Here is a 22,852-nt window from a genome sequence, read left to right on the forward strand (position 1 = left end):
AAGCGCCTGGCCCGCCGGGCCCGGAGCCGGACGCGGTGGGCGGGGCGGTTGCGCGGCTCAGCCGAAGCGGCCCTCCACGTAGTCGGCGGTGCGCGTGTCCCGGGGGCTGGAGAACATCGCCTCCGTGGGGCCGTGTTCGACGATCACGCCCGGGGTGGCCTGCTCGGCGAGGAAGAAGGCGCACTGGTCGGAGACCCGGGCCGCCTGCTGCATGTTGTGGGTGACGATCACGATGGTGACCTCCTCGGCGAGTTCCCGGATCGTCTCCTCGATCCGCCGCGTCGACGTGGGGTCGAGCGCCGAGCACGGCTCGTCCATCAGCAGGATCCGCGGCCGGACCGCGAGCGAACGGGCGATGCACAGGCGCTGCTGCTGGCCGCCGGAGAGGGCGCCGCCCGGCTGGCGCAGCCGGTCGCGGACCTCCCTCCACAGGCCGGCCCGGGTGAGGCACTCCTCCACGAGCAGGTCCCGGTCGCCGGCGGAGACCCGGCGGCCGGTCAGCTTCAGGCCCGCCGTCACGTTGTCGTACACCGACATCGCCGGGAAGGGGTTCGGCTTCTGGAAGACCATGCCGATGTCGCGGCGGGCCTCGGTGAGCCGCCGCCCGCGCGCATAGATGTCGTTGCCGTCCAGGAGCACCTCCCCCGCGAGCTCGGCGCCCGGGATCAGTTCGTGCATCCGGTTGAGGATGCGCAGGAAGGTCGACTTGCCGCAGCCGGAGGGGCCGATGAGCGCGGTGACGCGGCCGGCGGGCATGGTCAGCGAGACCCGGTTGAGGACCTTGCGGGACCCGAACCAGGCGGAGAGGGAACGTGCGTCCAGATGGGAGGCCACGGCTGTCCTTACAGGAGGTTGGGAAGGAGGAGCGCCGCCCGGTCGCCGGCCGTGAGGCCGAGCGCGACGAGGACGGGGAAACCGACCAGCCAGACGTGCGCGCGGGGCACCCGCGTCCGCGCCCAGACCAGCAGCGCCGCCGCGAGGAGCAGGGCCTGCGCCCACAGCACGAGCGGGAGCCACGCCGAGGGCCGTCCCGCGAGCGGGAGTTCGTCGTCCGGGACGTGGCCGAAGCGGAAGGCGGGGGCGGCGCCCGGCTGGGGCGGGGAGATCAGGTCCGCGTCGACCAGGAGGACCCCGTCCGGCCGGTACGGGGAGCCGGTCGCGGTCATCAGGGTGAGCCGGCCCGTCCCCGGCTGGAGGGCGGGCGGCCGGGGGTCGCCCGCCCTCCGGACGCCGGCCACCCGGTAGGTGTGCTCGCCCTGGCCGGTGACGACCCCGATCGACTCGCCGGGCTGGAGGGTGTCCAGATGCCGGAACGGTCCCCCGTACCCCGCCCTGCGGCCCATCACGATGCTGTTCCCGGCCTGCCCGGGCAGCACCGTGTCACGGCGGTGCCCGGGGCCCGAGGCCAGCACGTCGGCGGAGCTGCCCTCCCGGACGACCTCCTTCACCCCGAGCTGGGGGATCGTCAGCAGGGCGACGGGGGTGCCCGGTTCGGCGGACGGTCCGATCGGCGTGGTGGCCTCGGCCAGCGTGCCGCGCAGATCGGCGTAGCCGACGCGGCGGTCCCGCTCCTGGCGGAGGTCGCCGAGGGGTCCGACCGCGGCGACGAAGCCGAGGAGCAGCGCGCCCAGGATCGCCAGGGTGCCGCCGACGGTCCACAGTCGGCTGGAGCGGGGCGCCGGCCCGGCGGGTGCCGGGCCGGCGGGTGCCGGGCCGGCACCGGACGGCACCGGCCCGACCGGGGCGGGGCGCGCGTCCACCGGGGTGGGGGTGGCTGTCATCGGGTCTGCTCCGTCCGTCGGGGGGTCAGGGGGTGCCGAAGGTGAGCAGTCCGCGGCGGCGTGCCCACCGGACGGCGAAGGCGCCGGCGGCCACCAGGGCGGCGGCGAGGATCCCGAGCAGCAGGGGGTCGGCTCCGGTGTCCGCCAGGCCGCCGCCCCCGCCGCCGCTTCCGCCCGAGGCGCCGCCCGACGCGCCGCCGGAGCCGGTCGTGCCGCCCGCGTCGGTGGAGCCGGGGCCGGTGGCCGAGGGGGTGGCCGTGCTGGGCCGGATGCTGGTGGAGACGCCGACGGTGTCGCCGCCGGTCGCGGTCTCCGACGGCGTGCCGGTGGGGCTCGCGGTGGCCGAGGCGGTGCCGGTCGGCGACGCGGTCGCCGTGTCGCTCGGGGTGGGGGACGCCGTGCCGGTGGGCGTCGTCGTGGACGTGGGCGTGCCGCTGGGCGTGCCGGTCGGGTTCGGGCCCGCCGGGTCGGTGTCCCGGTAGGCGGTGCCGGAGGTGAACCAGAGGGAGCCGGTGAAGTCCCCGTACGTGTCGGTGCCGAAGGCCTTCCGGCAGATCACCGTCAGGTCGTAGCGGCCTTCGAGGGTGGTGAACCCGGCCTCGTTGGCGTAGTCCCGCATGGTCATGGTCAGCGGCACGACGAAGCCGGTGCCGGTGGGGTCCTGCCCGTAGGTGGAGAGGGGCGCGTTGCCGACCACGTTCTTGCCCTCGGCGGGGAAGCCCTTGCCCGTCACCTTCACGAGGACGTGGGTGGCGGGCGACGGGCAGCCGCCCGAGGTGGTCAGGGAGATGCTGGTGTCGTCGGCGCCCTGGCCCGGGGTGATCCGGGCGGTGCCCAGCGGGGCCGCGGTGGCGGTCGGCACGACGAGGATGCCGACGCCGGCGAGGGCCGTCGCCGCGGCGAGGGCCGTGCCGGCCGCGGTCCGCCGGGAGAGGCGTCTGAACTGCACGATGAGCTCCTTGTCGGGGATCTCGGGGTTCTCGGGGTTCGCGGTGGACGTGGCCGGGGCCGCCGCCGTGCGCCGTCCACGGCCGTTCCGCCGCGCCCGCCGGCGCCACAGGAGGCCCGCGACGAGGAGGAGCAGCAGGCCGAGCGCCGTCCACGGCACCGTCCACAGCGGCACCGACCGGGTCAGCGAGGGCAGGCGCGGATCGACGCCGTCCCGCGTCACCACGGGCTGTACGGAGACGACGGCGGAGGCGCGCAGCAGCGGGGCGACCCCGTCGGCCTCGGCGGTGACGGTCAGGGCGCTGCCGGGAAGCAGTTCGCCGAGGTCGCGGGTGCCCGAGGCGATGACGGAGGAGCCGAAGAGGCCGTTGACGCGGACGGCCTGGCGGGCGCCGAGCCGGACGTTCCCGGTGTTGCGGACGGTGTAGGTGACCGTGGCCGTGCCGGCGGCGAAGGGGTTGGGGCTGCCGTGGTACTCGGCGCGGACGCCGTCCACGGTCAGCTCGGGGCGGATCGTGCCCGCCACCCGCAGGTAGACGCGGGCGCCGACGCGCTGGTCGAGCCGGACCTGGTTGCCCCGGGCGTCCTTGCCGGTGCCGGAGAGCGAGGCGACGATGCCGCCGGTGTGGTCGCCGGGGGTGGCCTCGGTCGGCACGGTGAGCGTGAAGGGGACGATGACCCGGCCCTTGGGCGGGATCGTCACCTTGTTCTTCGCGAGCTTGATCCAGCTTCCCGCGTCGGTCGGCTTCGCGCCGGCGGGGAGCAGGTCGAAGCCGCCGTCGACGGTGTTGACGGCGTCGCTCGCGTAGACGTCGAGGGTCAGCGGCCGGGAGCCGTAGTTCCACAGGGCGATCCGGTCCTGGATCCCGGCGCCGCCGGTGACTCCGTACGAGAAGTGGGGCCGCTGGTCGGGCTTCCGGGGGCCGGAGGGCTGGACGCCGAAGACGGCCTTCCCGTCGTTCTTCCCGCCGTCGGCGGGGGCGGCGGCCGTGGCGTGCGGGATTCCGGCGCACGCGAGCAGCAGGACGAGCAGCGCCGTGAGGAGCGCGCCGGCCGGTCGGGCGGGGCTGGGCGGGGTCATGGCGGGTCTCCAGAGGTCAGGGGCGGGGCGGAACCGCGGCGCGGTTCCGCCCCGGAGCTCACGCCTGGATCAGATGGCGGTGAGGGTGAGCGTGGTGGTGTACGTGCCGGCCTGCGTGGAGGTCGGGACGCTGAGGGCCAGGTCGGCACCGATGTGGGCGGTGCCCAGGCCGGTGCCGTTGGCCAGCGTGCGCGCGGTCTTCAGACCGCCGGTGCCGGTGTCGCCGGGGGCCACGCCCTCGGCCGCCGGGACGGTGGAGCCGGGGGTGACGGTCTGCGCGGGGGCCTTGCCGACGACCTTCGGGGACCAGCCGAGGTTCTGGCCGTTGATGGTGTGGGTGGCGCCGTCGGTGAAGTCGGTGACCTGGCCGCTCACGGTCCAGCCGGGGTTGCCGGCGCGGGTGTCGGTCAGCGTCACCGGGCTGAGGGCGCCGGCGGTGGTGAGCAGGTCGCCGTCGCCGTTGAGGACCGGCGAGGGGAGGGTGACCTGCGGGGCGTCGACGCTGATGACGAGGGCGCCGGCGTTGACGGTGGTGGTGATGGTCTCCGAGGCGGTGACGCCGGTGAACGCGCCGACGGTGTACGGGATCGCGGCGGAGTCGGAGGCGGTGTACCGGGCCGGGTCGGCCGGGACGAAGACCGCGGTGAGGGAGTGCGCGCCGGCGGCGAGGCCGGAGGTGGTCAGGACGGCGGTGCCGTCGGTGACCGGGACGGTGCCGAGCGGGACGGTGGCGCCGCCGACGGTGTCGGTGAACTTCAGCGAGCCGGTGGCGCCGGCCGGGGTGACCGTGCCGGTCAGGGTGACGGGGCTGTACTGCGGGGTGCCGGACGCCGGGGAGACGGCGAGCGCCGTGGTGGTCCGGGTGGCCGCGGCCGCCTCGACCTCGTAGGAGACGGCGGTCGACGTGGAGCCGTTGTAGGAGGCGTTGGCCGGGGTGAACACGGCGGTGAGCGCGTGGGTGCCGGCCGTCAGGTTGCTCGTGGTGAGCGTCGCGGTGCCGCCGTTGACGGTGACCGGGGTGCCGAGGTCGGTGGAGCCGTCCTTGAACTGGACGGTGCCGGCGGCGCCGGAGGGGGTGATCGTGGCGGTCAGGGTGACCGGGGAGCCCGCCTGGGCCGGGCCGGCCGGGGTGACCGCGAGCGAGGTGGCGGTGTCCGTCTTCACGGCCGGGTCGTTCGCCTGGTAGGTGGTGTCGGACGTGAACCAGATGGCGCCCGTGAAGTCGCCCAGGCTGGTGCCGTTGAACGCGGTGCGGCAGATGACGGTGAAGTCGTACTTGCCCTGGAGGGTGGTGAAGCCCGCCTGGGAGGCGTAGTCGCGCATGGTGGACGTCAGCGGGATGATCATGCCGCCGTTGCCCGCGGTGGGGTAGGTGGCGATCGGCGAGTTGCCGACCACGTTGAGGCCGCCGGCGGGGAAGCCGGAACCCTCCACCTTCACCAGGACGTTGGTGGCGTTGGCAGGGCAGGCGCCCGAGGTGGTGAAGGAGACGCCGCTGGTGTCGGCACCGGTGGCGGGGGTGGTGTCGAGGGTCCCGATGGGGGCGGCGTACGCGGCGCCCGCGGTGGCGAGGCCCGCCGCGACGGCGGTGGTGACGGCCGCGACGCCCAGCGCGAGGGCCCGGGAGATTCTGTTCTTCAGCACGGTGGAGGCTCCTGTCAGGGGGTCTGCTTGGTGATGTCGCCGCAGTTCGGGCTGGTCGCGAAGCCGTAGGTGTTGATCAGCGCGGACTGCTTGCAGATCCCGGAGTCGGGGCCGACGAAGGCGTCGCTCCACGGCGAGGTGGTGACCTTGCCGGTCGGGATGACGTTGTAGACGTCGCGCTTCACGCCGAAGCCGGTGTTGAGGACCGTGGGCGCCACGCCCTCGACGGTGCCGAGGAGGGCGCGGCCGCGGAGGTCGGCGATGGTCTGCGAGGACTGCGCCTGGTACTGGGCGATGGAGAAGGGCACGATCGACTTGTCGTCGAGGACGCGGCCGTCGTGCTCCTGGACCGGGGCGGTGCCCTTCTTGTCCTTGATGCAGGGGTAGACGCCGGCGACGACGTCGGCCTCGGTGATGCCCATCTGCGACTGCCAGAAGGAGCGCGTGCCGGAGCCGGCCTGCGGCAGGTAGACGGTCAGGTCGTAGTTCGGCCCGGCGCCCACGTAGTTCGGGTCGCAGTGGTAGATGGCCTTGAGGTCGGCCATGGCGAGCTTGCGCGGGATCGAGGAGCCGGGGGTGACGGCGTAGCTGACGCCGTCGATCGCGAACGGCACGTACGTCAGGCCGGGGCTGGCCGCGCCGAGGTTCAGCGAGGAGGAACGGGCGAAGTCGAGGCACCCGTTGGCGTTCTGGAGGGAGGACAGGAGTGCGGTGCGTCCGGCGCCGGAGCCGTTGGCGCGCGGGATCGTGCAGTTGGGGTTGGTCGCCGGGTTCTTGGTGGTGATGGTGGCCGAGCCCGTGGCGTCGTAGGAGCCGAGGACCTTCTGGCCGTTCACGGTGACGACGTCGGCGAGGCCGTTCATCACGTCCTGGGTGGTGTCGGAGCCGACACCGGCGAGCTGGCGGTACTGCGGAGGGCCGGCCGGGTCGGCGGCGGCCAGGCCGCTGCCGGCGGTGATGGCCGCGACCGCCGCGAAGGCGAGCGCGAGGCCGGTCTTCTTCTTGTTCACTGGGGGTTCTCCTCAGCTAGGCTGCGCTCCGGTGGTGCCCGGGGCGCGTGTGCAGGACTTCCGTTGGCGCGGACGAATCAGACGTTCTCGGGCATCACCTCCCCGTCCGCTCGCGTACGGCCGCCACGAGGCGCGGCAGGTACCTCGGCAGCGTCGGGCCCGCGAAGGCGGCGAGCGCGCCGACGATCAGACAGACGAGCAGCACGTACCGGACGGCGCCGACCGTCCAGGCGGGCGTCGGGGAGCCCACGGCCGTGACGGTCTGCGGGCCGGTGGCGGGCTTCGTGGCCGCGGCGGGCGGGGCGGACCGGCTCGTGCTCGGGGCCGGGCTCGCGGAGGAGCCCGTGCCGCCGGCCGCCGCCGCGCCGGCGGCGTTTCCCGAGCCGCCGCCGGATCCGTCGCCGCCCGATCCGCCCGTGGTCGTGGCGCCGTCGGACCCGCCGGTGGTGGTGCCGCCGTCGGAACCGGTGCCGGTGGTCGTGCCCCCGGTGGCCGGGGACGTGGACGGCGCGGGCGTCGGCGTGGGCGTGGGGGTGGCCGTCGGCGGCTTCACGCCCGCCTGGGTGGTCACCTGCCGCGCGGCGGTACGGGTCTGGGCGCGCAGCGTCTCGGGCAGCGGCGCGTAGCCGTGCGGCAGGCTGCCGGCGGCGACGCCCGGGGTCTGTCCCGCGCCGGCGGCGTAGGTCAGCAGGGTGCCGTAGTCGCGGCCCTCGGCGGCGGTGAGGTCGGCGGGGACGGTGGCGGCGTAGGTGAGGACGGTCAGCGGGTAGGCGGCGGGGTCCCGGGTCCCCGGGTCGGGGACGCTCACCCCGTTCGCGCCGGGTTTGCGGGCCTTCGCGCCGGCCGTCAGGGACGCCGCGTCGGGTGCGGTGAACCGGCCTGCCGCGTTGAGGAGTTCGGCCCGCATCAGGCCGTACCGCTCGGCGGTGGCGGTGTCCGTCACGGCGAGCACGGCCCGCTGGCCGGCCGGCTGCGGCGGGTCCTTCTTGTACGCGGGCGGGGTCGCGGTCGCGTCCCAGGAGGTGCGGGCCAGCGTGTCGCCGCGACCGGCGGCGCGCGCGGCGGCGTGCATGTCGGTGGCGTACGGCTTCTTGTCCTGGACGCAGAGCGGGTGCTCCGGCCGGTCGTCGAAGGTCTGGCAGTACGGGTCGCTCTTGGGGAAGGAGTCGAGGGGCGTCGCCAGGCCGCGGTAGTGCGGGTTGACCTTCATGCCGGCGTTGCCCGGGTCGCCGTGGGCGCCCTCGTCGTCGGGGGTGCCCTTGAGGAACTCGGCGGCCGCCGGGTCCTGCGCCACCCAGTCCCACAGCTGCCGGGTGGTGTCGGCGAGCGGCTGCGGGACGAGGGCGTCGCCGAGCTTGCCGCCGAAGTCCAGGTCGGCGTACTCGGGGTTGTGGCGGATGAACTCCGGGTCGCGGCCGAGGTTCTCGGGGTTGCCCGCCACGCTCTCGGCGAAGCGGGAGACGCCGTCGCGGTACGACTCCGTCAGGAGCTTGGCGACCAGGCGCGGGGTGAGCCGCAGGGTCGTCATCCGGGTGCCGTTGCGCTGCCGGACCTCGTCGGGGGCGCGGAAGGACGCCTGGCTCTCGATGGAGTAGCCGATGGTGATGCCGGAGAGCGCCACCGGGGCGTAGACCGGGGTGCGCCCGGCGGCGGCGGGGGCGGCGCGGCCGAGGAAGACCAGGCCGGGCGTGCCGGAGAGCAGTTTGACGCGGGCGGTCTCGTCGGGGACCTGGGCGTAGCCGTAGATGGCCTTCGCGCCGGTCCGGCAGAGGGTGGGCTGCCAGCGGGTGACGACCTCCGCGACCATCTCGCTGCCGAGGGTGCCGCGTTCCTCGGCGCCGATCGGGCAGTAGCTGCCGATCGGTTCGAAGCCGAGGGGGACGGTGATGCGGTGCTTCCAGTTGGCCGGGCTGAGCGGCGAGGACTGGAGCTGGCCGCTGGACTGGGCGGTGTACGGGGTGCCGTCGACCTCCTTGGTGCCGCGCGGCACGACGACCAGCCAGCAGCCGCGGCCGGTGACGGTGCCCTGCGTCTCGACGGCGGCGCCGCAGCCGAGGCCGGGCGCCTCGACGCCGGTCTGCATCTCGAAGTGGACCTCGCCGGTGCCCCGGGCGTCGGTGCGGGCGTAGGGGACCTCGTTGGTGCTGTTGACGTCGAAGAACTCGTTCCAGTTGCCGGGGCTGACGTCGTCGCCGGTGACCGAGCGGAACGGCGCGTACGAGATGCCGCTGGGGCCGGGCGGGGGCAGCGGCTGGTTCTCGGAGTCCTTGAGGTGGGCGCCGTAGTTGAGCTGCCGTCCGTTGGTGTAGGCGCCCGCGGCCTGGTTGCCGGCGCCCGCGCCGAGCGCGGAGGAGCCGCCGAACTGGCACTGGTCGGTGCCGGGGCCCCGCTCGTCGCCCCAGCACTGCATGATCTGGAGGTAGTCGGCGGCGTAGGCGGTGTCGGAGACGGTGGGCGTGCCGCCGGTCCAGTTGATCCGGACGACCTGGTTGACGAGGTTGCGGGTCTGGCCGACGGTGATCCGCAGGCCGGCGAACTCGCCGGTGCCGGAGACCGTCACCGCCGAGTTCTCGCCGGTGGCGGCGTAGGCGGGTGCGGCGGCCGGGTCGAGGCCGGTGCCGACGGTGGCGACGACCGGGACGAGGGCCAGGCAGAGGCTGCCGAGGAGGGCGCGCAGCCGGCCGGGGCGGCGGGGTCTCATCGGGGTCCCTCCCCCGCGCGGCGGGCGGCGAGCCGGCGGTGCAGCAGCGGCGGGCCGACGGTGACGGCGACGAGGAGCAGCGCGCCGAGCACCATGAGGGTGGTCTGGAGGCCGCCGCCGACGCTCGCCGCGGTGGTCACGGGGACGCCGTACAGGTCGCCGCCGCCCCCGCCGGAGCCGCTGTCCGCGCCGCCGCCGGTGGCGCCGCCGTCGCCCAGGGGCTGGCCGGTGTCGGGGTCGAGCGCGCCGCCGGTGGCCGCGCCGCCGGTGGCCGCGCCGCCGCCGGTGGCGCCGCCGGAGCCGCCCGTCGCGCCGCCCGCGGCGGTGCCGGTGGCGCCGCCGTTCGCCGCGCCGCCGGTGCCGCCCGTGCCGCCGCCGGAGCCGCCGGTCGCCCCGCCGCCGCCCGTTCCCCCGGTGCCGGCGCCGGTGGTGCCACCGGAGGAGCCGTTCGTCCGGGTCGGGGTCTTGTTGCCGCCGGTGCCGGTGTCGCACTGGGTGGCGCCCTTGAGGTCGCAGGCGGGCGGCATGGGGGCGGTCCTGGCGAGGGTGTTGGTGCCGTCGCTGGAGAAGGTCGGGTTCTTGCAGCTGCGGATGTCGATGCTCTCGGCGACCACGCCGGGGATGCGGCGGACCTGGTCCAGGCCGGCCCGCACCAGGTTGACGGGGAGCGGCGAGTAGCCGAGCCGGTCCACCGACTGCTGTCCCTGGCACAGGAAGTAGTAGGCGAACGCGCCGAGGGACTTGCCCTTCTGCGGGTTGAAGTTCGACTCCACCGCCGTCGGGACGATCATGTAGCTGTAGCTGGAGAGCGGGTAGGTCCGCGGGTCGGTGGAGTCGTAGACCCCGTCGAGGCGCTGGGTGAGGTCGGGGTTGAGGCGCGCCTCGGTCAGCGAGACCGCCACGTTCTGGGCGGTGGGTTCGGTGTAGTAGCCCTTGGCGTTGAGGATCTTGGCCACCGGGAAGCCGGTGGTGGACACGGCGTACGAGTACTCGACGTAGGTGATCGTGCCCTGGTTGCCGTCCTGGGCGACGTAGCCGGAGACGCCGTTGGAGCCGGACTGGCCGACGAAGCCGGTGCCGCCGACCACGGGGAAGTTGGAGGTCGGCCCGCAGGGGGTGCTGCGGCCCGCCCGGCGGCAGTACGCGTCCCAGAGCGCGGGGTGCTTCCTGCTCATCCAGGTGGTCAGCTGGGCGGTGGTGCCCGAGCCGTCGGAGCGGACCACGGGGACGATCCGGCGGGCCGGGAGGCTCGCCGCGATGCCCGGGTTGTCGGCCTTGAGCGCGGGGTCGTTCCACATGGTGATGGCGCCGGTGAAGATCTTGGCGACGTTCTCGCCGGACAGCCGCAGGTTGGTCACCCGCCGGTTGCCGATCCGCAGGTTGTACATGAAGGCGGTGCCGCCCGCGACGATCGGCATGTAGCTGAACTTCCGCGAGGGCGGCGGGTCGGCGACGCCCGAGTCGTTGATGCCGTACGGGATCTCCGAGACGGCGAAGTCGACGGTGCCGTTGCGGAACTGGTTGCGTCCGTCGGAGGAGCCGGTGCCGTTGTAGTTGACCGTCATCCCGTACTGCTTGACGTTGGCCCGCCACTGGTCGAGGGCGTTCTGGCTCCAGGTGGAACCGGCGCCGGAGACCGGCACGTAGCTCTCGGCGGAGGCGGGCTGAGCGGCGGGCGCCACGAGGGCGAGGGCGGTGACGAGCACGGCCAGGGTGCGCCGCAGCACGCTCGCGGGGAATGCCGGTGGGCGTCCGGACATCGGGTTCTCCTGATCGGTGGCGGGTGGTGCGGGTCGTACCGGCACGCGTACGGGACCGGGTCCGCGGGCGGATGCGGGTCGTACCGGGGTGTCGGGGTCGTACGGGCGGCCGGTCAGCCGGCCGGGGGCGGCACGGTGGGCCCTGGCCCCTCCGGGCGGTCGCCGGCCGGTGCCGGCCCTTCGGCGGCCGGTGCCATGCGCTCCAGGTCCCGCAGCGAGGCGGCGGCCCTGCGCCGCTGCTGACGGCGGCTCAGCTGGCCGGGTCCGCGCCCGCCGATCAGCCGGGCGAGCAGGAAGAGCAGCAGGACGAGGGCCATCAGCAGGGCGGCGCAGCCGAAGCCGCGGGCGATCATGGTCTTCTCCGGGGAGGCGACCAGGGTGAAGGTGGCCAGCGGCAGCGAGGTCTGCGGCCCGTCGAAGGGGTTGAGGTTGAGGCCGGTCGCGGCGCCCGAGGTCAGCAGCACCGGGGAGGTCTCGCCGATGCCGCGGGCGGTGCCGAGGATGACGGCGGTGGTGAGGCCCGAGCGGGCGGTGGGGAGCACCACCGTCCACACGGTGCGCCACTGGCCGGCGCCCAGGGCGTACGAGGCCTCCCGGAGCGAGCCGGGCACCAGCCGGATGACCACGTCCGCGGCCCGGATGATGATCGGCAGCATCATCACCGAGAGGGCGAGGGAGGCGGCGAATCCCGACTTGCCGAGGCCCAGGGCGAGGATGGCGGTGGCGTAGACGAACAGGCCGGCCACGATGGAGGGCAGCGCGGTCATCGCCTCCACGATGGTGCGCACGAAGCGGGCGTACCGGCCGGGCACCTCGTTGAGGAAGACGGCGCAGGCCAGGCCCAGCGGCACCGTGACCAGCAGGGAGATGCCGATCTGCTGGAGGGTGCCGACGATGGCGTGGACCATGCCGCCGTCGGTGAGCGGCTGGAGGGGGCCGGTGCCCGACATGTCCTCCGTGAAGAAGTTCAGGTGGGGCAGGGCCTCCCGGCCGCGCCAGAGCGCGTAGCCCACGATGAACAGCAGCGCGGCGAGCAGCAGGAACGCCAGGGCGTGGACGACGGTCCGGGCGAGCCGGGCCCGGATCGTGGCGCCGTTCTCGTCGAGGGAGACGAGCACCGCGTACAGCGCCGTGAAGACGAGGTAGGTGACGACGGTGAAGCCGATGGCGCCGTCGAAGGGCAGCACCCGCCCGAAGAGCACGGAGGTCAGGGCGACGGCGGCGGCACCGGCGCCGACCAGCGCGAAGACGTCCCTGGCGTGCAGCGAGGAGGTGGCGCGGCGGGTCTCCGCGGGGGCACCGGGACCGTCGGGGACGACGTCGGGCGTGACCGTGGCGGCGTCCGGGGTGATCTGGTCGGTGGTCAGGGTCATGCCTCGGCTCCCGTTCCGGACCGGCTGCGGGCTACCACGGAGGACGCGATGAAGTTGACGACGAGGGTCATCAGGAAGAGCGAGAGGCCGGCCGCCATCAGCGCGGACATGCCGAACGGGCTGGCCGCTCCGTAGCGCAGGGCGATCAGCGCGGAGACGGAGTTGGCGCCGTTCTCCAGGAGGTGCGGCTGGAAGACGAAGACCGGGGAGATGATCATGACGACGGCGATGGTCTCGCCGAGCGCCCGGCCGAGCCCGAGCATCGTGCCGCCGATGATGCCGCCCTTGCCGAAGGGCAGGACGACGGTGCGGATGACGCCCCACTGGCTGGCGCCGAGCGCGAAGGCACCCTCGCGTTCGCCGGGCGGCGCCTGGGCGAAGCCCTCCCGCATCACGGAGCAGGCGATCGGGGTCACCATCAGCGCCACGACGATGCCGGCGATGAAGGTGGAGGAGGTGTAGACGGTGGCCGGGGACAGCGGGTCGTCCGGGTCGGCGCCGTTCACGGCGAGGATCGGGATCCAGCCGAAGTAGGTGGAGATCCAGCGGGCCAGGCCGGTGACGTGCGGCTGGAGGAAGAAGAACCCCCACAGGCCGTAGACCACGCTCGGCACGGCCGCCATCAGGTCGACGAGGCTGACCAGGGTGCGGCGCAGCCTGCGGGGCGCGTACTCGGTGATGTACAGGGCCGTGCCGAGGGCCAGCGGCACGGCGAAGCCGATCGCCGTGAGGCCGATGAGGACGGTGCCGGGCAGGACGGCCGCGATGCCGAAGCGCCGGGAGTCGGGCTCCCAGGCCGGCGTGGTCACGAACGAGCCGCCGGCCTCGCCGAGCGCCTGGGCGGCGCGGACCGCGAGGAAGACACCGACCAGCGTCATGGTGACGAGGACGACGGCGCCGGCGCCGCGGGCGCCGATGCGGAAGACCCGGTCGGCGGGGTCGTGCGCCGCGGTCCCGGTGCGCGGCGGCTCGGCCTCGGTGGCGGCGGGGACGGTGGGGGTCACGGTGCTCACGGGGCGTTCCCCCGGACGGCGTCGGGCAGCCGCAGGTCGCGCAGCCGCCGGGTGTGCGTCACGTCGGCGGCCACGTGGCCCTCGGCGGCCGCGACCAGGAAGAGGCGGAGGCTGTCGCGGCATTCCCGCTGGCGGCGGAAGGCGCGGGAGGCGACCGCCACGCGGTGGTCGTCCACGGCGAGTTCCCACGTCCAGGCGCCGTCGGAGGAGGCCATGAGCACGTGGGGCACCGCGCGGTCGAGTCCGGCGCGGAGCCGTCCGACGGCGGCGCTGCAGGCGGTGTGGTCGCGGTGGAGCTCGGGTCCGCGCCCGAGTTCGTGATTGTTGGCGCCGACGAGCCGCCAGCTCACCGTGCCCGCGCGGCCCGCGCCGGTCGTCCCGGCGTGCCGTACCTGAGGTCTTTCGAGGTCCACCCGTGAGACAAACAGAAACCGTGGCCGAGACACGGAACCGCCCCCTTCGCCCGACCCTTCGTGCAGGGCCGACATTCGGCCACGCATTCGGGGCCGCGGGCATGACAATCACGGCGCTGGGCGCTGACCACTCCACGGACCGGTGAAGCAGCAACGGCGAGAACGTGAACGCGAGACGGAAGGCCTTGGGAGGTATGAAGGGGATCGCCGCCCTCCGGTGGTCGCGGAGCCCCACCGGGCGGGCGGGTCAGCCGCGCAGGGCTTCGGCCGGCTGTACGGAGGCCGCGCGCCGGGCGGGATGGATCCCGGCCACGACCCCGGTCGCCAGCCCGATGAACGGGGCGGTGGCCAGGACCGCCGGGTGCATGACCGGGGTCCAGTCCCTGGCCAGCGCCACCCCCAGGACGGTGAGCGTGCCGATGGCCGTGCCGACGAGCCCGCCGAGCGCGCCGAGCGTGCCCGACTCGGCGAGAAACTGGGCGGTGACGTGCCACCGCCGTGCGCCGAGGGCACGGCGCAGGCCGATCTCCCCGGTGCGCTCCAGGACCGCGACCAGGGTGGTGTTGGCGATCCCGACCGCCCCGATGACCAGGCACACCCCGGCGAGCAGCAGGAAGAGCTGTTCGAGGTCGGAGGTCACCGAGGTCCGCAGGCCCCTGGGGTCGGGCGGCGGGACCGCCTTCAGATACTCCGGGTGGTCGGGGCGCAGTGCCGTGGGGGCCTCCCCGGCCACCTGGCGGGCGGCACCCAGGTCGGTGGCGATGAGCATCCCGGCGCCCTCGGCGGGCCGCCCCCAGAGTTCGACCGCGGTGGTCTGCGGCACGAGGACCGAGAGCAGCACGTCCGGCCGGCGCCGCACGTCGTCGACGATGCCGATGACGGTGAACGGCTGCCCCCCGATGAAGACCGCCGGCCCGGTCTCCAGCGTGGCGATCCCCAGCCGTGCGGCGACGCCCGAGCCGATGACGGTGACGCGCTGGCGGGTGCCGGCGTGGAAGTCGTCGTACAGCCTGCCCTGGGAGACCCGGGGCTCGGCGGCCAGCAGGGCGCCGGGGGCGGCCGCCACCACACCGAGGGCCTCTCCCCCTCCCGTGTCGCCCACCGGGGCGGCGGTGACGGCGAGTTCGCCGCCGCCCCGGGGCCGCACCGTCCACAGCACACCGGCGTGCCGCACCCCGTTGAGCCTCTCGACGCGCTCCGAGGCGTCGTCCGGGAACGCCGGGCCGGCGAACTCGTCCTGCTCGCGGGCGATGTCCTGGACCGTCACCTCGGTCGCGGCGAGCACGTCGAAGCGCGCGTCGATCTGCGAGGAGGCGGTGGCGGTGAGCCCCAGCACGGCGACGAAGGCACCGACGCCCAGGACGGTGCCGAGCATGGTGAGCGCGGAGCGCGCGGGCCGCTGCAGCATCCCGGCCAGTGCCTCCGCCAGCAGGTCCCGCGGCGCCAGCACGGAGCGCCCGACACCGGGCGGGAGAGCGGCACGCTGCGCCCTGCCCGTACGGCTCAGCACGCGCGCACCCGCCCGCTCTCGCTCAGGACGCCGTCCCGGACGGCGACCGTCCGCCGACCGCGCGCGGCCACGGCCGGGTCATGCGTGACGAGGACGACCGTGACGCCCTCGGCGTTGAGGGCTTCGAGGAGCCGCAACACCGCCTCGGCGTTGCCGGTGTCGAGGTTCCCCGTCGGCTCGTCGCACAGCAGCAGCGAGGGCTCGGCGACCAGGGCCCGCGCCACGGCCACCCGCTGGCGCTCGCCGCCGGACATCCGGGTGGGCAGCGCCTCGGTCCGGTGGCCGAGGCCGACCCGGTCCAGCGCCTCGCGGGCCCTCCGCGGGCGCTCGCGGCGCGGCACGCCGCCGTAGACCAGGGCGAGTTCGACGTTCTCACGGGCGCTGCGGTGCGGCATCAGGTGGAAGGCCTGGAAGACGAACCCGATGCGGCGGCCGCGCAGCGCGGTGCGCTCGCCGTCCCCGAGCCGCCCGGTGTCGACGCCGTCGAGGAGATAGCTGCCCGTCGTGGGGGTGTCGAGGAGTCCGACGATGTTCAGGAACGTGGACTTGCCCGATCCGGAAGGGCCGACGACAGTGACGAACTCGCCCCCAAAGACGGCGAGTTCGCAGGGGCGGAGCGCCTCCACGGGCGGCGGCCCCGGATAGGTGAGGCCGACCTGCCGGAATGCGATGACGGGCGGCGCGGACGGGGGCGGGGTCGGGGCCGAGGTCGGGGCCGGGGCCGAGGCCGAGGTCGAGGTCGGGGCCGGGGCCGAGGTCGGGGCCGGGGTCGGGGCCGGGGTCGAGGTCGGGGCCGGGGCCGGGGCCGGGGTCGAGGTCGGGGCCGGGGCCGGGGCCGGGGCCGGGGCCGGGGTCGGGGCCGGGGCCGAGGTCGGGGCCGGGGTCGAGGTCGGGGTCGGGGCCGGGGTCGAGGTCGGGGCCGGGGTCGAGGTCGGGGCCGGGGTCGGGGTCGGGGCCGGGGTCGGGGAACTGGTCATCCGATGCCTCCCCGCGCGGCGGCGTCGGCCCGGATCCCGGTCACCACCCGGTCGCCCGCGCCGAGGACCCCGCCGTCCAGGGGAACGACCTCGACGTTGCCGTCGCCGGTGGTACCGGGCCTCACCCGGACCCGGCGCTGCCCGCCGTCGTCATCGAGCACGGTGACCGCGGTGGAGCCGTCGGCGCCCGCCGACACCGCCGTGACGGGCACGACCAGGACCTTGCCGCCGGTCGTGGCGGCCACGACCGTCAGGCGGACGTTCCGCCCGGTCCACTCGGCCCCCAGCGGCCGGCCCGGCGCCAGGACCATCAGATAGCCGTCCGCACCGGCCTGCCCCCCAGCCGGCTGCCCGTCCTGTCCGTCGCCCCCGGGACGCGGCGTCGTACGGGTGGTGGCGAGGGACCGTACGGAGGCCGTGGCGGTGGCCCCGTCGAGCTCGGAGAGGACCTCCGCCCGCTGCCCCGCCCTGATCAGGCCCCTCTGGTGGTCGGGCACGTAACCGTGCACCACCGGGGCGCCCGCCGCGACGGTCATCACGGCCCCCTGCACCTTCGCCCCGAGCCGCACCGGAAGGTCCTGCACCCGCGCCGGGAAGCTCACCAGGAACGCGACCTCCCCCGACGGCACCATGGGCCCGGCCGCCGCCCTGGCCGCGACGAGGCCCTCGCGTGCGGTCGCCAGATCCTCCCGGGCCCGTGTGACGGCCTTGCGCAGGCCGCCCAGGACCCGACCGCCGCCGCCCGCCTCGGCCGCTCCCGCGGTCACTCCCCCGGTGGTCACTCCCCCGGTGGTCGCTTCCCCGGTGGTCGCTTCCGCGACCGTTCCCACCGCCGTTCCCGCGACGGATCCCGCCGTAGTTCCCGGGGCCGCTCCCGCGGTCGGGCCGGGCGTGCCGCCCGAGCCGGTTCCGGAGCTACCGGAACCGGAGAGGGAGCCAGGGGCGCCTCCGCCTCCAGCTACAACTCCTGCTCCTGCTCCTGCTCCTGCGCCGAAGTCGGCCTCGCCCTCGGCGGTCCTCAGCGCGTCCTCGGCGTCGTCCAGGGCTCGTTCGGCCGCCGTCACCTGTGCTTCGGCCGCGGTGACGGCGGCCGGGCCCTCGACGCCGCCGACCGGGACGGGTTCGTACCCGAGTGAGCCGTAGAGCGCGGTGACCGCCGCCTTCGTACCCTCCCCGAACAGCCCCCGGTCGTCGGGGGCGGTGGAGTGGCCGAGCCGCCGGAGCGCGTCCTGGAGCCGGCCCACGTCGCTGCCGCGGGCACCGGGCTTGAGGTCGCGGTAGAGCGGCACGGTGCCCTGGAGCGCGATCACCGGCCGGCCGGATATCTCGACCAGCAGCCGGCCCGCGCGCACCTCGTCCCCCGCTTTCAGCGGCAGCTTGGAGACCGTGGGGATGCTCCCGTCGGCCGTGCCGCCGGGGGTGATCTCGACGCTCTGGCCGGCGACCACGGTGCCGCGGAGGATCACCGAGGAGGCCAGCGTCCGGTACTCGACCGGGGCCGTGATCACGGACGGCGCGGGGGGCCGGGAGTCCGCCGCGGCCTGGGCGGGTGACTTGATCAGCAAGGAGGCACCGAAGCCCGCCCCGGTGAGCGCGACCGCGCCCACCGCGACCAGGGCGACCCAGCGGCGCCTGATCCGTACCCCGTCACCACCGCCGCCGGCCCCCTCGGCCGCGGAGGACTTCTCGTCGCTCTGCATTCAGTTCGCCCATGCCTCGGCGGCCGACATGACGACCGCGTCCTGGTCCTTCTCCACCGGTGCTCGCGCCTTCTCGGCCACGCTCGGCCATGGGTCGGCGATCAGAAGTTCTACACAGTCCCCGCGCGGTTGTCGCCACGGAGGGGCGAGTCCATCACGTCGCCGGCAGGGGATCCGCGCTCCCAACCGCACGCCGCTCGGCACCGATCCGATTCCCACGCGCAGAGGCTCCGCCCCCCGTACTGGGGGCGGAGCCTCATGGCCGTTCGTCGGCCCAACGTCTTCCGCCAGGTCACCGATCGCAGCCCTCTACACCAAGAGGAGCTGGACCCCATCCTGACGTACCGACCCCGACGACCGCCCCGGCCCCGGGGGCACCGCATGTGCGCGGGCCACCCAGGGCGGCTACCCGAACGGCGGTTTCACCCGATATGACACCGTTTTAGGCTGCCCGGACACGGGACGGGTGTAATCCGTTCCGACAGCCCCGGATCGGGAGGCTCCATGCGCGGCCGGACGACTCGTCGTCGGAGCAGGACCAGGGACGCACTCCTCGCGCTCGTTCTCCTCTGCACCGGGGCCGCCCCGCTGACCGGCTGCTCCTCCGGGTCGGAGGGGGAGGACCGGACCTCCGAGACCGGCGTCGCCTCGGACGCCACCGACACCGCGGCGACCGCCGGGACGACGGGGGGAGGCGACCAGGACGAGGACGCGCAGGAGCGGCGGAGGCAGGAGAAGGACAGCGGAAGCTTCAGCCGCGCGGGCCGGCTCTCCGACGAGTTCGGTGGCTTCTTTCCGGAGAACTACACGAAGTTCATGGAGAATCCGTCGTCCGAACCCTACGTGGGCACGGTCGCGGTCGTGGACTGCTCGCCGGACGGGAAGCGCCAACCCATCGCCCCGCCGAGCCAGACCGTCACCGTCCCGCCGAAGACGGAGGGGAAGGACTTCGGGGTGTCCTTCGATTTCCCCCAGGAGCAGGGAGACGTGACCTCCAACGAGCCGCGCATCATGTGCGTGACCCTTCGGGACGAGGGCGGGTTCAGGGGTGAGGACAAGGACGCGCTCTCCGTTCAACTGAACCCCCCCAGCGAGACCCCCGGCGAAGTGACCGAGGAGACGACCGGAGAGGCCACGGGCGAGACCACCGACGGAGGCACCGGGGAAACCACCGACGGAGGCACCGGCGAGACCACCGATGGAGGCACCGGGGAAACCACCGACGGAGGCACCGGCGAGACCACCGACGGGGGCACCGGGGAAACCACCGACGGGGGCACCGAAGAAACCACCGCCGGGGGCACCGGCGAGTCCGGCGGGCTCGGCTGAGCCGCCCGAGCGAAGGGGGCCGCATGGCCGAAGGGAACCGGGGGAACGACGGGGGCCCCGGAGCCGACGGGCCCGTCACGGCCGAGGAGGACTCCGGCAGCGGCGGCCACCCCTGGAGCAACTGGGCCATCACGCTCGCCACGCTGCTCGCCCCGACCACCTTCATCGGCGCCCTGCTGCTGTACTTCGGCTTCGCCTACACCGGCGCCCTCTACGCGCACTTCGGCGTCGACGCGGCGACCCTCGGTTTCTCCACCCAGGACTACGCGCTGCGCAGCGCGGGCGCCCTCTACGTACCCGCCGGCGTCGCGCTCACCGTCGCGCTGGTCGCCGTCCTGGTCTACTACGCGGCACGCGCGCTGGGAGCAAGGAGCGGTCGCCTGCCGCCCGGCGGCCGGTTCGCGCCGTACCTGCTCTCGGTCTGCGGCCTGGTCCTCTTCGCTCTCGGCATGCTCGGCGGGCTCGGCGTGTGGGACGCCGGGGCGATGGACACCCCGCTGCTGCTCGGCAGCGGACTGGTGCTGGTCGTGTACGGCAGGGCCCTGTTCTTCAAGCTGAGCGGCGCCGACTACCCGGTGGCGCGCGAGCGGCTGGCGCTCGCGCTCGTCGCCGCGCTGGTCGGCCTGTCGTCCTTCTGGGCGGTCCACGCGTACGCGAAGCAGCACGGCGACGACGACGCCCGGTATCTGGCGCGCAATCTGTGGCTGCGCCCGGCGGTGACCGTCGACACGACGGAGCGGCTCCACCTCCCGCCCCGGCAGGTACGCGAGACCGTCCTGCCCGCCACCGACCAACCGCAGCGGTTCCGGTACAGGTACGAGGGCCTGCGCCTCCTCGCGGAGGTGAACGGCCGGATGTTCCTCATCCCCGAGAACTGGTCCGAGACGGGCGGCAGCGTGCTCGTGATCCCGGCGGGCAACGCGGTCCGCGTCGCCTTCCGCACGGACTGAGGCGTCCGGGTGACTCCGGGCGCGTCGCTGCCGTGATGCACGTCATGACGGGTGCGCCGTGGGAGTAGGAAGCCCGCGGTCGCGGAGAAACCTTCCTGCGGCCACGGGCTGCGGTGGGGCGGGTGGGACTCGAACCCATTTCGGTGACGCGTCTCACCTGCGACGTTGTCGAAGGGCCGGGCACATCCATCCGATTCCATCCGGCTGGATCCCCCCTTCAATCCCGCTGAATCGGGGGCCGTTAGGCGTTCGCCACACCACTTCTTCTGCGTCCCGCGCTCCTCATGCACTGGCGGAGTTGGGGAAGACCCCGCCTGACTGTGTTCCCGAATCACTGCGCAGGTTGCCACGGCTCCCCACGCCCTGACCCTCGTTCGCCCATTGCGCACAGCTACGTTGCGTAGTGCCGCTGCCATTGACTCGGGCGTCCGCACGTTGACGGTGACGACGTCCTCGTCCTCACCACGGGCTACAGGGGTGATCGAGCCGAAGGCCATACAGCTATGGACCCCCGTCACCGCTTGCCTTCCCTCTCGGCGTCCGGTCGACCGCAAGGACCCCGGAAAGGCGCCGATCAGGGATCGCCGTCGCGCGGCTTCCCGGCAGTGTCGAGTCCGTGACAGTTGGGTTTACCCGACCCCATGGCGGCTTCTTCAGCGCCGTGCTGCAACGTGCGGCAGTCCGCGACGAACGGCGACCTCGGCCGGACTGCGTCCCCGGATACGAGGACCGCGGCCAACGAACCTTGATCTCCTACGCGGGCAACGACCTGTGAGCGCGGCTGCCCGGGGCCACCGCGGCTTCAGCGTCGGGACATGCAGAGGTCGAGGGCCTTGTGCAGAACCTTGTCGAGTGGAAAGTCCCACTCGCCAAGGTATTCGACGGCCTCGCCGCCGGTGCCGGACTTGAACCGCAACAGTCCCAGCAGGTGGTTGCTCTCCTCCAGGGTGTCGGTGATGCCGCGGAAGTCGTAGACACCGGCGCCGAGCGCATGGGCGTCGGACACCATCCGCCACTGGATGGCGTTGTTCGGCTGGACCTCGCGCCTGCGGCTGGTGGAGGCGCCGTAGGAGTACCAGACCTGCTCGCCGACAGTCGGCATCATGGCCGCCGCGAGCACCTCACCCTCGTGGTGGGCGAGGCAGAGGCGCATGCGGTCGGGGTCCTCAGCCGCCAGCGCGGTCCACATGCGCTGGAAGTAGGCCAGCGGGCGAGGAATGAACCGGTCCCGCTCGGCGGTCTCCACGTAGATGTCGTAGAAGGCGGGCAGATCCTCGTATCCGCCCTGGACGACCTTGACGCCGGCCTTCTCGGCCTTCTTGATGTTGCGGCGCCACTGCTGATGGAGGCCCTGCTGGATCTCGTCCGGGGAACGCCCGGCGAAAGGCACCTGGGAGACGTAGCGTGGCTGGCCCGCGGCGAAGCCGTCCTCGCCTCCCGGCCCGGTCTGCTGCCGGCCCATCCGGCGCAGCCGATCGGCGATGTGGAAGGCCCGCGGCTCGTGAACAGTCGCCTCCACGTCCCGCAGCCGCCCCGCCTGCGGGTCGGCGATCGCCGCCTTGACCGCCTCGGCACTCCAGCTGATCGACCTGACATATTCCACTACTGGATTCAGCAGCCCCGCTTGTGTCCGCAGCGCTCTGGACAGAAGAAAATTCCGCCCGCGCCTCGGCCTTTAGATCGGTCAAACCCCATCCAATGTGTTATCTCATTTGGTCGGCCCCGCAGTAGCGGGAGGGGCGGAAACGATGGTGGCGAAGGCAAGGAAGTGGGCGTCTATACGTTCGCAGCAACAGCGGGGCCGACGGCCCGCCGGGCCAAACCACGATGCGGTCGAAGCTTCAGCGATGACGCCCCGCCCGTGCCGAGCCCTCGGCGATCAGGTCGACCTTCACGCCGACCCCGCTCCGACCTCACCGGATCCGGGCCGACAGATCCCCTATCTCATCGCTCTCCCGTGCACCGAGTCGATCGCACTACGCGACCAGTCGAGCTCGTCTCGGGATCCGGTCCCCTCGAGGATCAGGCGGTGGAGATCGACCCACACTCCGGCTTTCGTCCACTCCGAGAAGCGTCGATGAACTGTGGCTCCCGAAGGACCGAAGGACGCGGACGGCAATTGCTGCCATGCACAGCCCGACGTCGCCACGAACATGATCGCAGCCAGCACTTCCCTGTCACCGTGGCGCCGACGCCCACCACCCTGAGGCCGCGAAGGAACCTCTGGCACCACCCGCTGAAACAATTCCCACAGGTCATCCGGCACTAATCGCTCAACGATCCCCACCATGACGAACAGCCTATCGAGCCAGCCGGTTGAGATGATCGTGAAACGGCAGGCCCTGCATCGACATAACCCTCAAAAACCACCCAAAAGATCATCACTGCACGGGAAAGCTCTCGTATCTTGCAAATTACTGCACGTCAGGCACCCTCAAGGCCGGCGTGATCTACGAGACGCATATCGACCGGTGCTAGGTTCTGTAGCCACTGGAACTGAATCCAAGGGGGGATTCGGCGACCGTCGCCAAAATGGATCGGACGGCCGCACCAGCAGGCGTCGACTTCACTGACGTCGACTCTTCTCAACACTTTCAGTGTGTTTTCAAGAGGGGGTAGCAGTGAAACGAGTCACTACGCACAAGGTTCGCAACACAGCGGC

General features: G+C 73.6%; 16 protein-coding genes and 1 pseudogene. 2 read left to right on the forward strand and 15 right to left on the reverse strand.

The window, feature by feature from the left end; all coding sequences use genetic code 11:
- Positions 1-57 precede the first annotated feature (57 nt).
- From ACIQFX_RS10565 to ACIQFX_RS10625, 13 genes are all read right to left on the reverse strand, one after another.
- The gene (locus ACIQFX_RS10565) at positions 58-834 is read right to left on the reverse strand and encodes a phosphate ABC transporter ATP-binding protein (protein WP_402460878.1); all 777 of its coding nucleotides are present in this window, start codon (positions 832-834) and stop codon (positions 58-60) included.
- An 8-nt stretch (positions 835-842) separates the two neighbouring features.
- The gene (locus ACIQFX_RS10570; RefSeq protein WP_402460880.1) at positions 843-1,781 is read right to left on the reverse strand and encodes a class E sortase; all 939 of its coding nucleotides are present in this window, start codon (positions 1,779-1,781) and stop codon (positions 843-845) included.
- A 25-nt stretch (positions 1,782-1,806) separates the two neighbouring features.
- Positions 1,807-3,810 (reverse strand): WxL protein peptidoglycan domain-containing protein, encoded by a 2,004-nt coding sequence (locus ACIQFX_RS10575; protein ID WP_402460882.1) that lies wholly within the window; start codon positions 3,808-3,810, stop codon positions 1,807-1,809.
- A 69-nt stretch (positions 3,811-3,879) separates the two neighbouring features.
- Complete coding sequence (locus tag ACIQFX_RS10580; RefSeq protein ID WP_402460884.1) at positions 3,880-5,454, reverse strand: Ig-like domain repeat protein; 1,575 nt, start codon at positions 5,452-5,454, stop codon at positions 3,880-3,882.
- Between the two features lie 14 nt (positions 5,455-5,468).
- Complete coding sequence (locus tag ACIQFX_RS10585; protein ID WP_402460885.1) at positions 5,469-6,464, reverse strand: substrate-binding domain-containing protein; 996 nt, start codon at positions 6,462-6,464, stop codon at positions 5,469-5,471.
- A gap of 94 nt (positions 6,465-6,558) precedes the next feature.
- The gene (locus ACIQFX_RS10590) at positions 6,559-9,165 is read right to left on the reverse strand and encodes a hypothetical protein (RefSeq protein ID WP_402460887.1); all 2,607 of its coding nucleotides are present in this window, start codon (positions 9,163-9,165) and stop codon (positions 6,559-6,561) included.
- The gene (locus ACIQFX_RS10595) at positions 9,162-10,925 is read right to left on the reverse strand and encodes a phosphate ABC transporter substrate-binding protein PstS (RefSeq protein ID WP_402460889.1); all 1,764 of its coding nucleotides are present in this window, start codon (positions 10,923-10,925) and stop codon (positions 9,162-9,164) included. The genes ACIQFX_RS10590 and ACIQFX_RS10595 overlap by 4 nt, the downstream gene beginning before the upstream one ends.
- A 113-nt stretch (positions 10,926-11,038) precedes the next feature.
- Entirely contained in the window at positions 11,039-12,298 is a 1,260-nt protein-coding gene (gene pstA / locus ACIQFX_RS10600; protein WP_402460891.1) for a phosphate ABC transporter permease PstA, read from the reverse strand.
- Positions 12,295-13,311 (reverse strand): phosphate ABC transporter permease subunit PstC, encoded by a 1,017-nt coding sequence (gene pstC / locus ACIQFX_RS10605; protein ID WP_402460893.1) that lies wholly within the window; start codon positions 13,309-13,311, stop codon positions 12,295-12,297. The genes pstA and pstC overlap by 4 nt, the downstream gene beginning before the upstream one ends.
- Positions 13,308-13,724, reverse strand: coding sequence for a hypothetical protein (locus tag ACIQFX_RS10610; RefSeq protein ID WP_402460895.1), 417 nt, complete (start codon positions 13,722-13,724; stop codon positions 13,308-13,310). Before ACIQFX_RS10610 ends, pstC begins: the two co-directional genes overlap by 4 nt.
- A 247-nt stretch (positions 13,725-13,971) precedes the next feature.
- A complete protein-coding gene (locus ACIQFX_RS10615; RefSeq protein ID WP_402461561.1) occupies positions 13,972-15,231 on the reverse strand; it encodes an ABC transporter permease in 1,260 nt (419 codons plus the stop codon).
- Positions 15,228-15,905, reverse strand: a complete 678-nt coding sequence (locus ACIQFX_RS10620) for an ABC transporter ATP-binding protein (protein ID WP_402461564.1) — start codon at positions 15,903-15,905, stop codon at positions 15,228-15,230. The genes ACIQFX_RS10615 and ACIQFX_RS10620 overlap by 4 nt, the downstream gene beginning before the upstream one ends.
- Positions 15,906-16,207: 302 nt before the next feature.
- Complete coding sequence (locus ACIQFX_RS10625; protein ID WP_402460897.1) at positions 16,208-17,911, reverse strand: peptidoglycan-binding protein; 1,704 nt, start codon at positions 17,909-17,911, stop codon at positions 16,208-16,210.
- A 504-nt stretch (positions 17,912-18,415) separates the two neighbouring features.
- On the opposite strand from ACIQFX_RS10625, the gene ACIQFX_RS10630 reads away from it, so the two are divergent.
- Together ACIQFX_RS10630 and ACIQFX_RS10635 are read left to right on the forward strand one after the other, a co-directional pair.
- Positions 18,416-19,240 carry a hypothetical protein gene (locus tag ACIQFX_RS10630; protein WP_402460898.1) on the forward strand — a complete coding sequence of 275 codons (825 nt, stop codon included), beginning with the start codon at positions 18,416-18,418 and terminating at the stop codon, positions 19,238-19,240.
- Positions 19,241-19,263: 23 nt separating this feature from the next.
- Positions 19,264-20,190: a hypothetical protein gene (locus ACIQFX_RS10635; protein WP_402460899.1), complete on the forward strand. Its 927-nt coding sequence runs from the start codon at positions 19,264-19,266 to the stop codon at positions 20,188-20,190.
- Positions 20,191-20,992: 802 nt separating this feature from the next.
- On the opposite strand, the pseudogene ACIQFX_RS10640 reads toward ACIQFX_RS10635, so the two are convergent.
- Positions 20,993-21,769, reverse strand: a pseudogene (locus ACIQFX_RS10640) (lipid II:glycine glycyltransferase FemX); the annotation flags it as partial.
- Between the two features lie 360 nt (positions 21,770-22,129).
- Positions 22,130-22,480: a transposase gene (locus tag ACIQFX_RS10645; protein WP_402460900.1), complete on the reverse strand. Its 351-nt coding sequence runs from the start codon at positions 22,478-22,480 to the stop codon at positions 22,130-22,132.
- Positions 22,481-22,852 lie beyond the last annotated feature (372 nt).

Source organism: Streptomyces sp. NPDC093089 (genome assembly GCF_044754405.1).
In the GTDB taxonomy this organism is placed as follows: Bacteria; Actinomycetota; Actinomycetes; order Streptomycetales; family Streptomycetaceae; genus Streptomyces.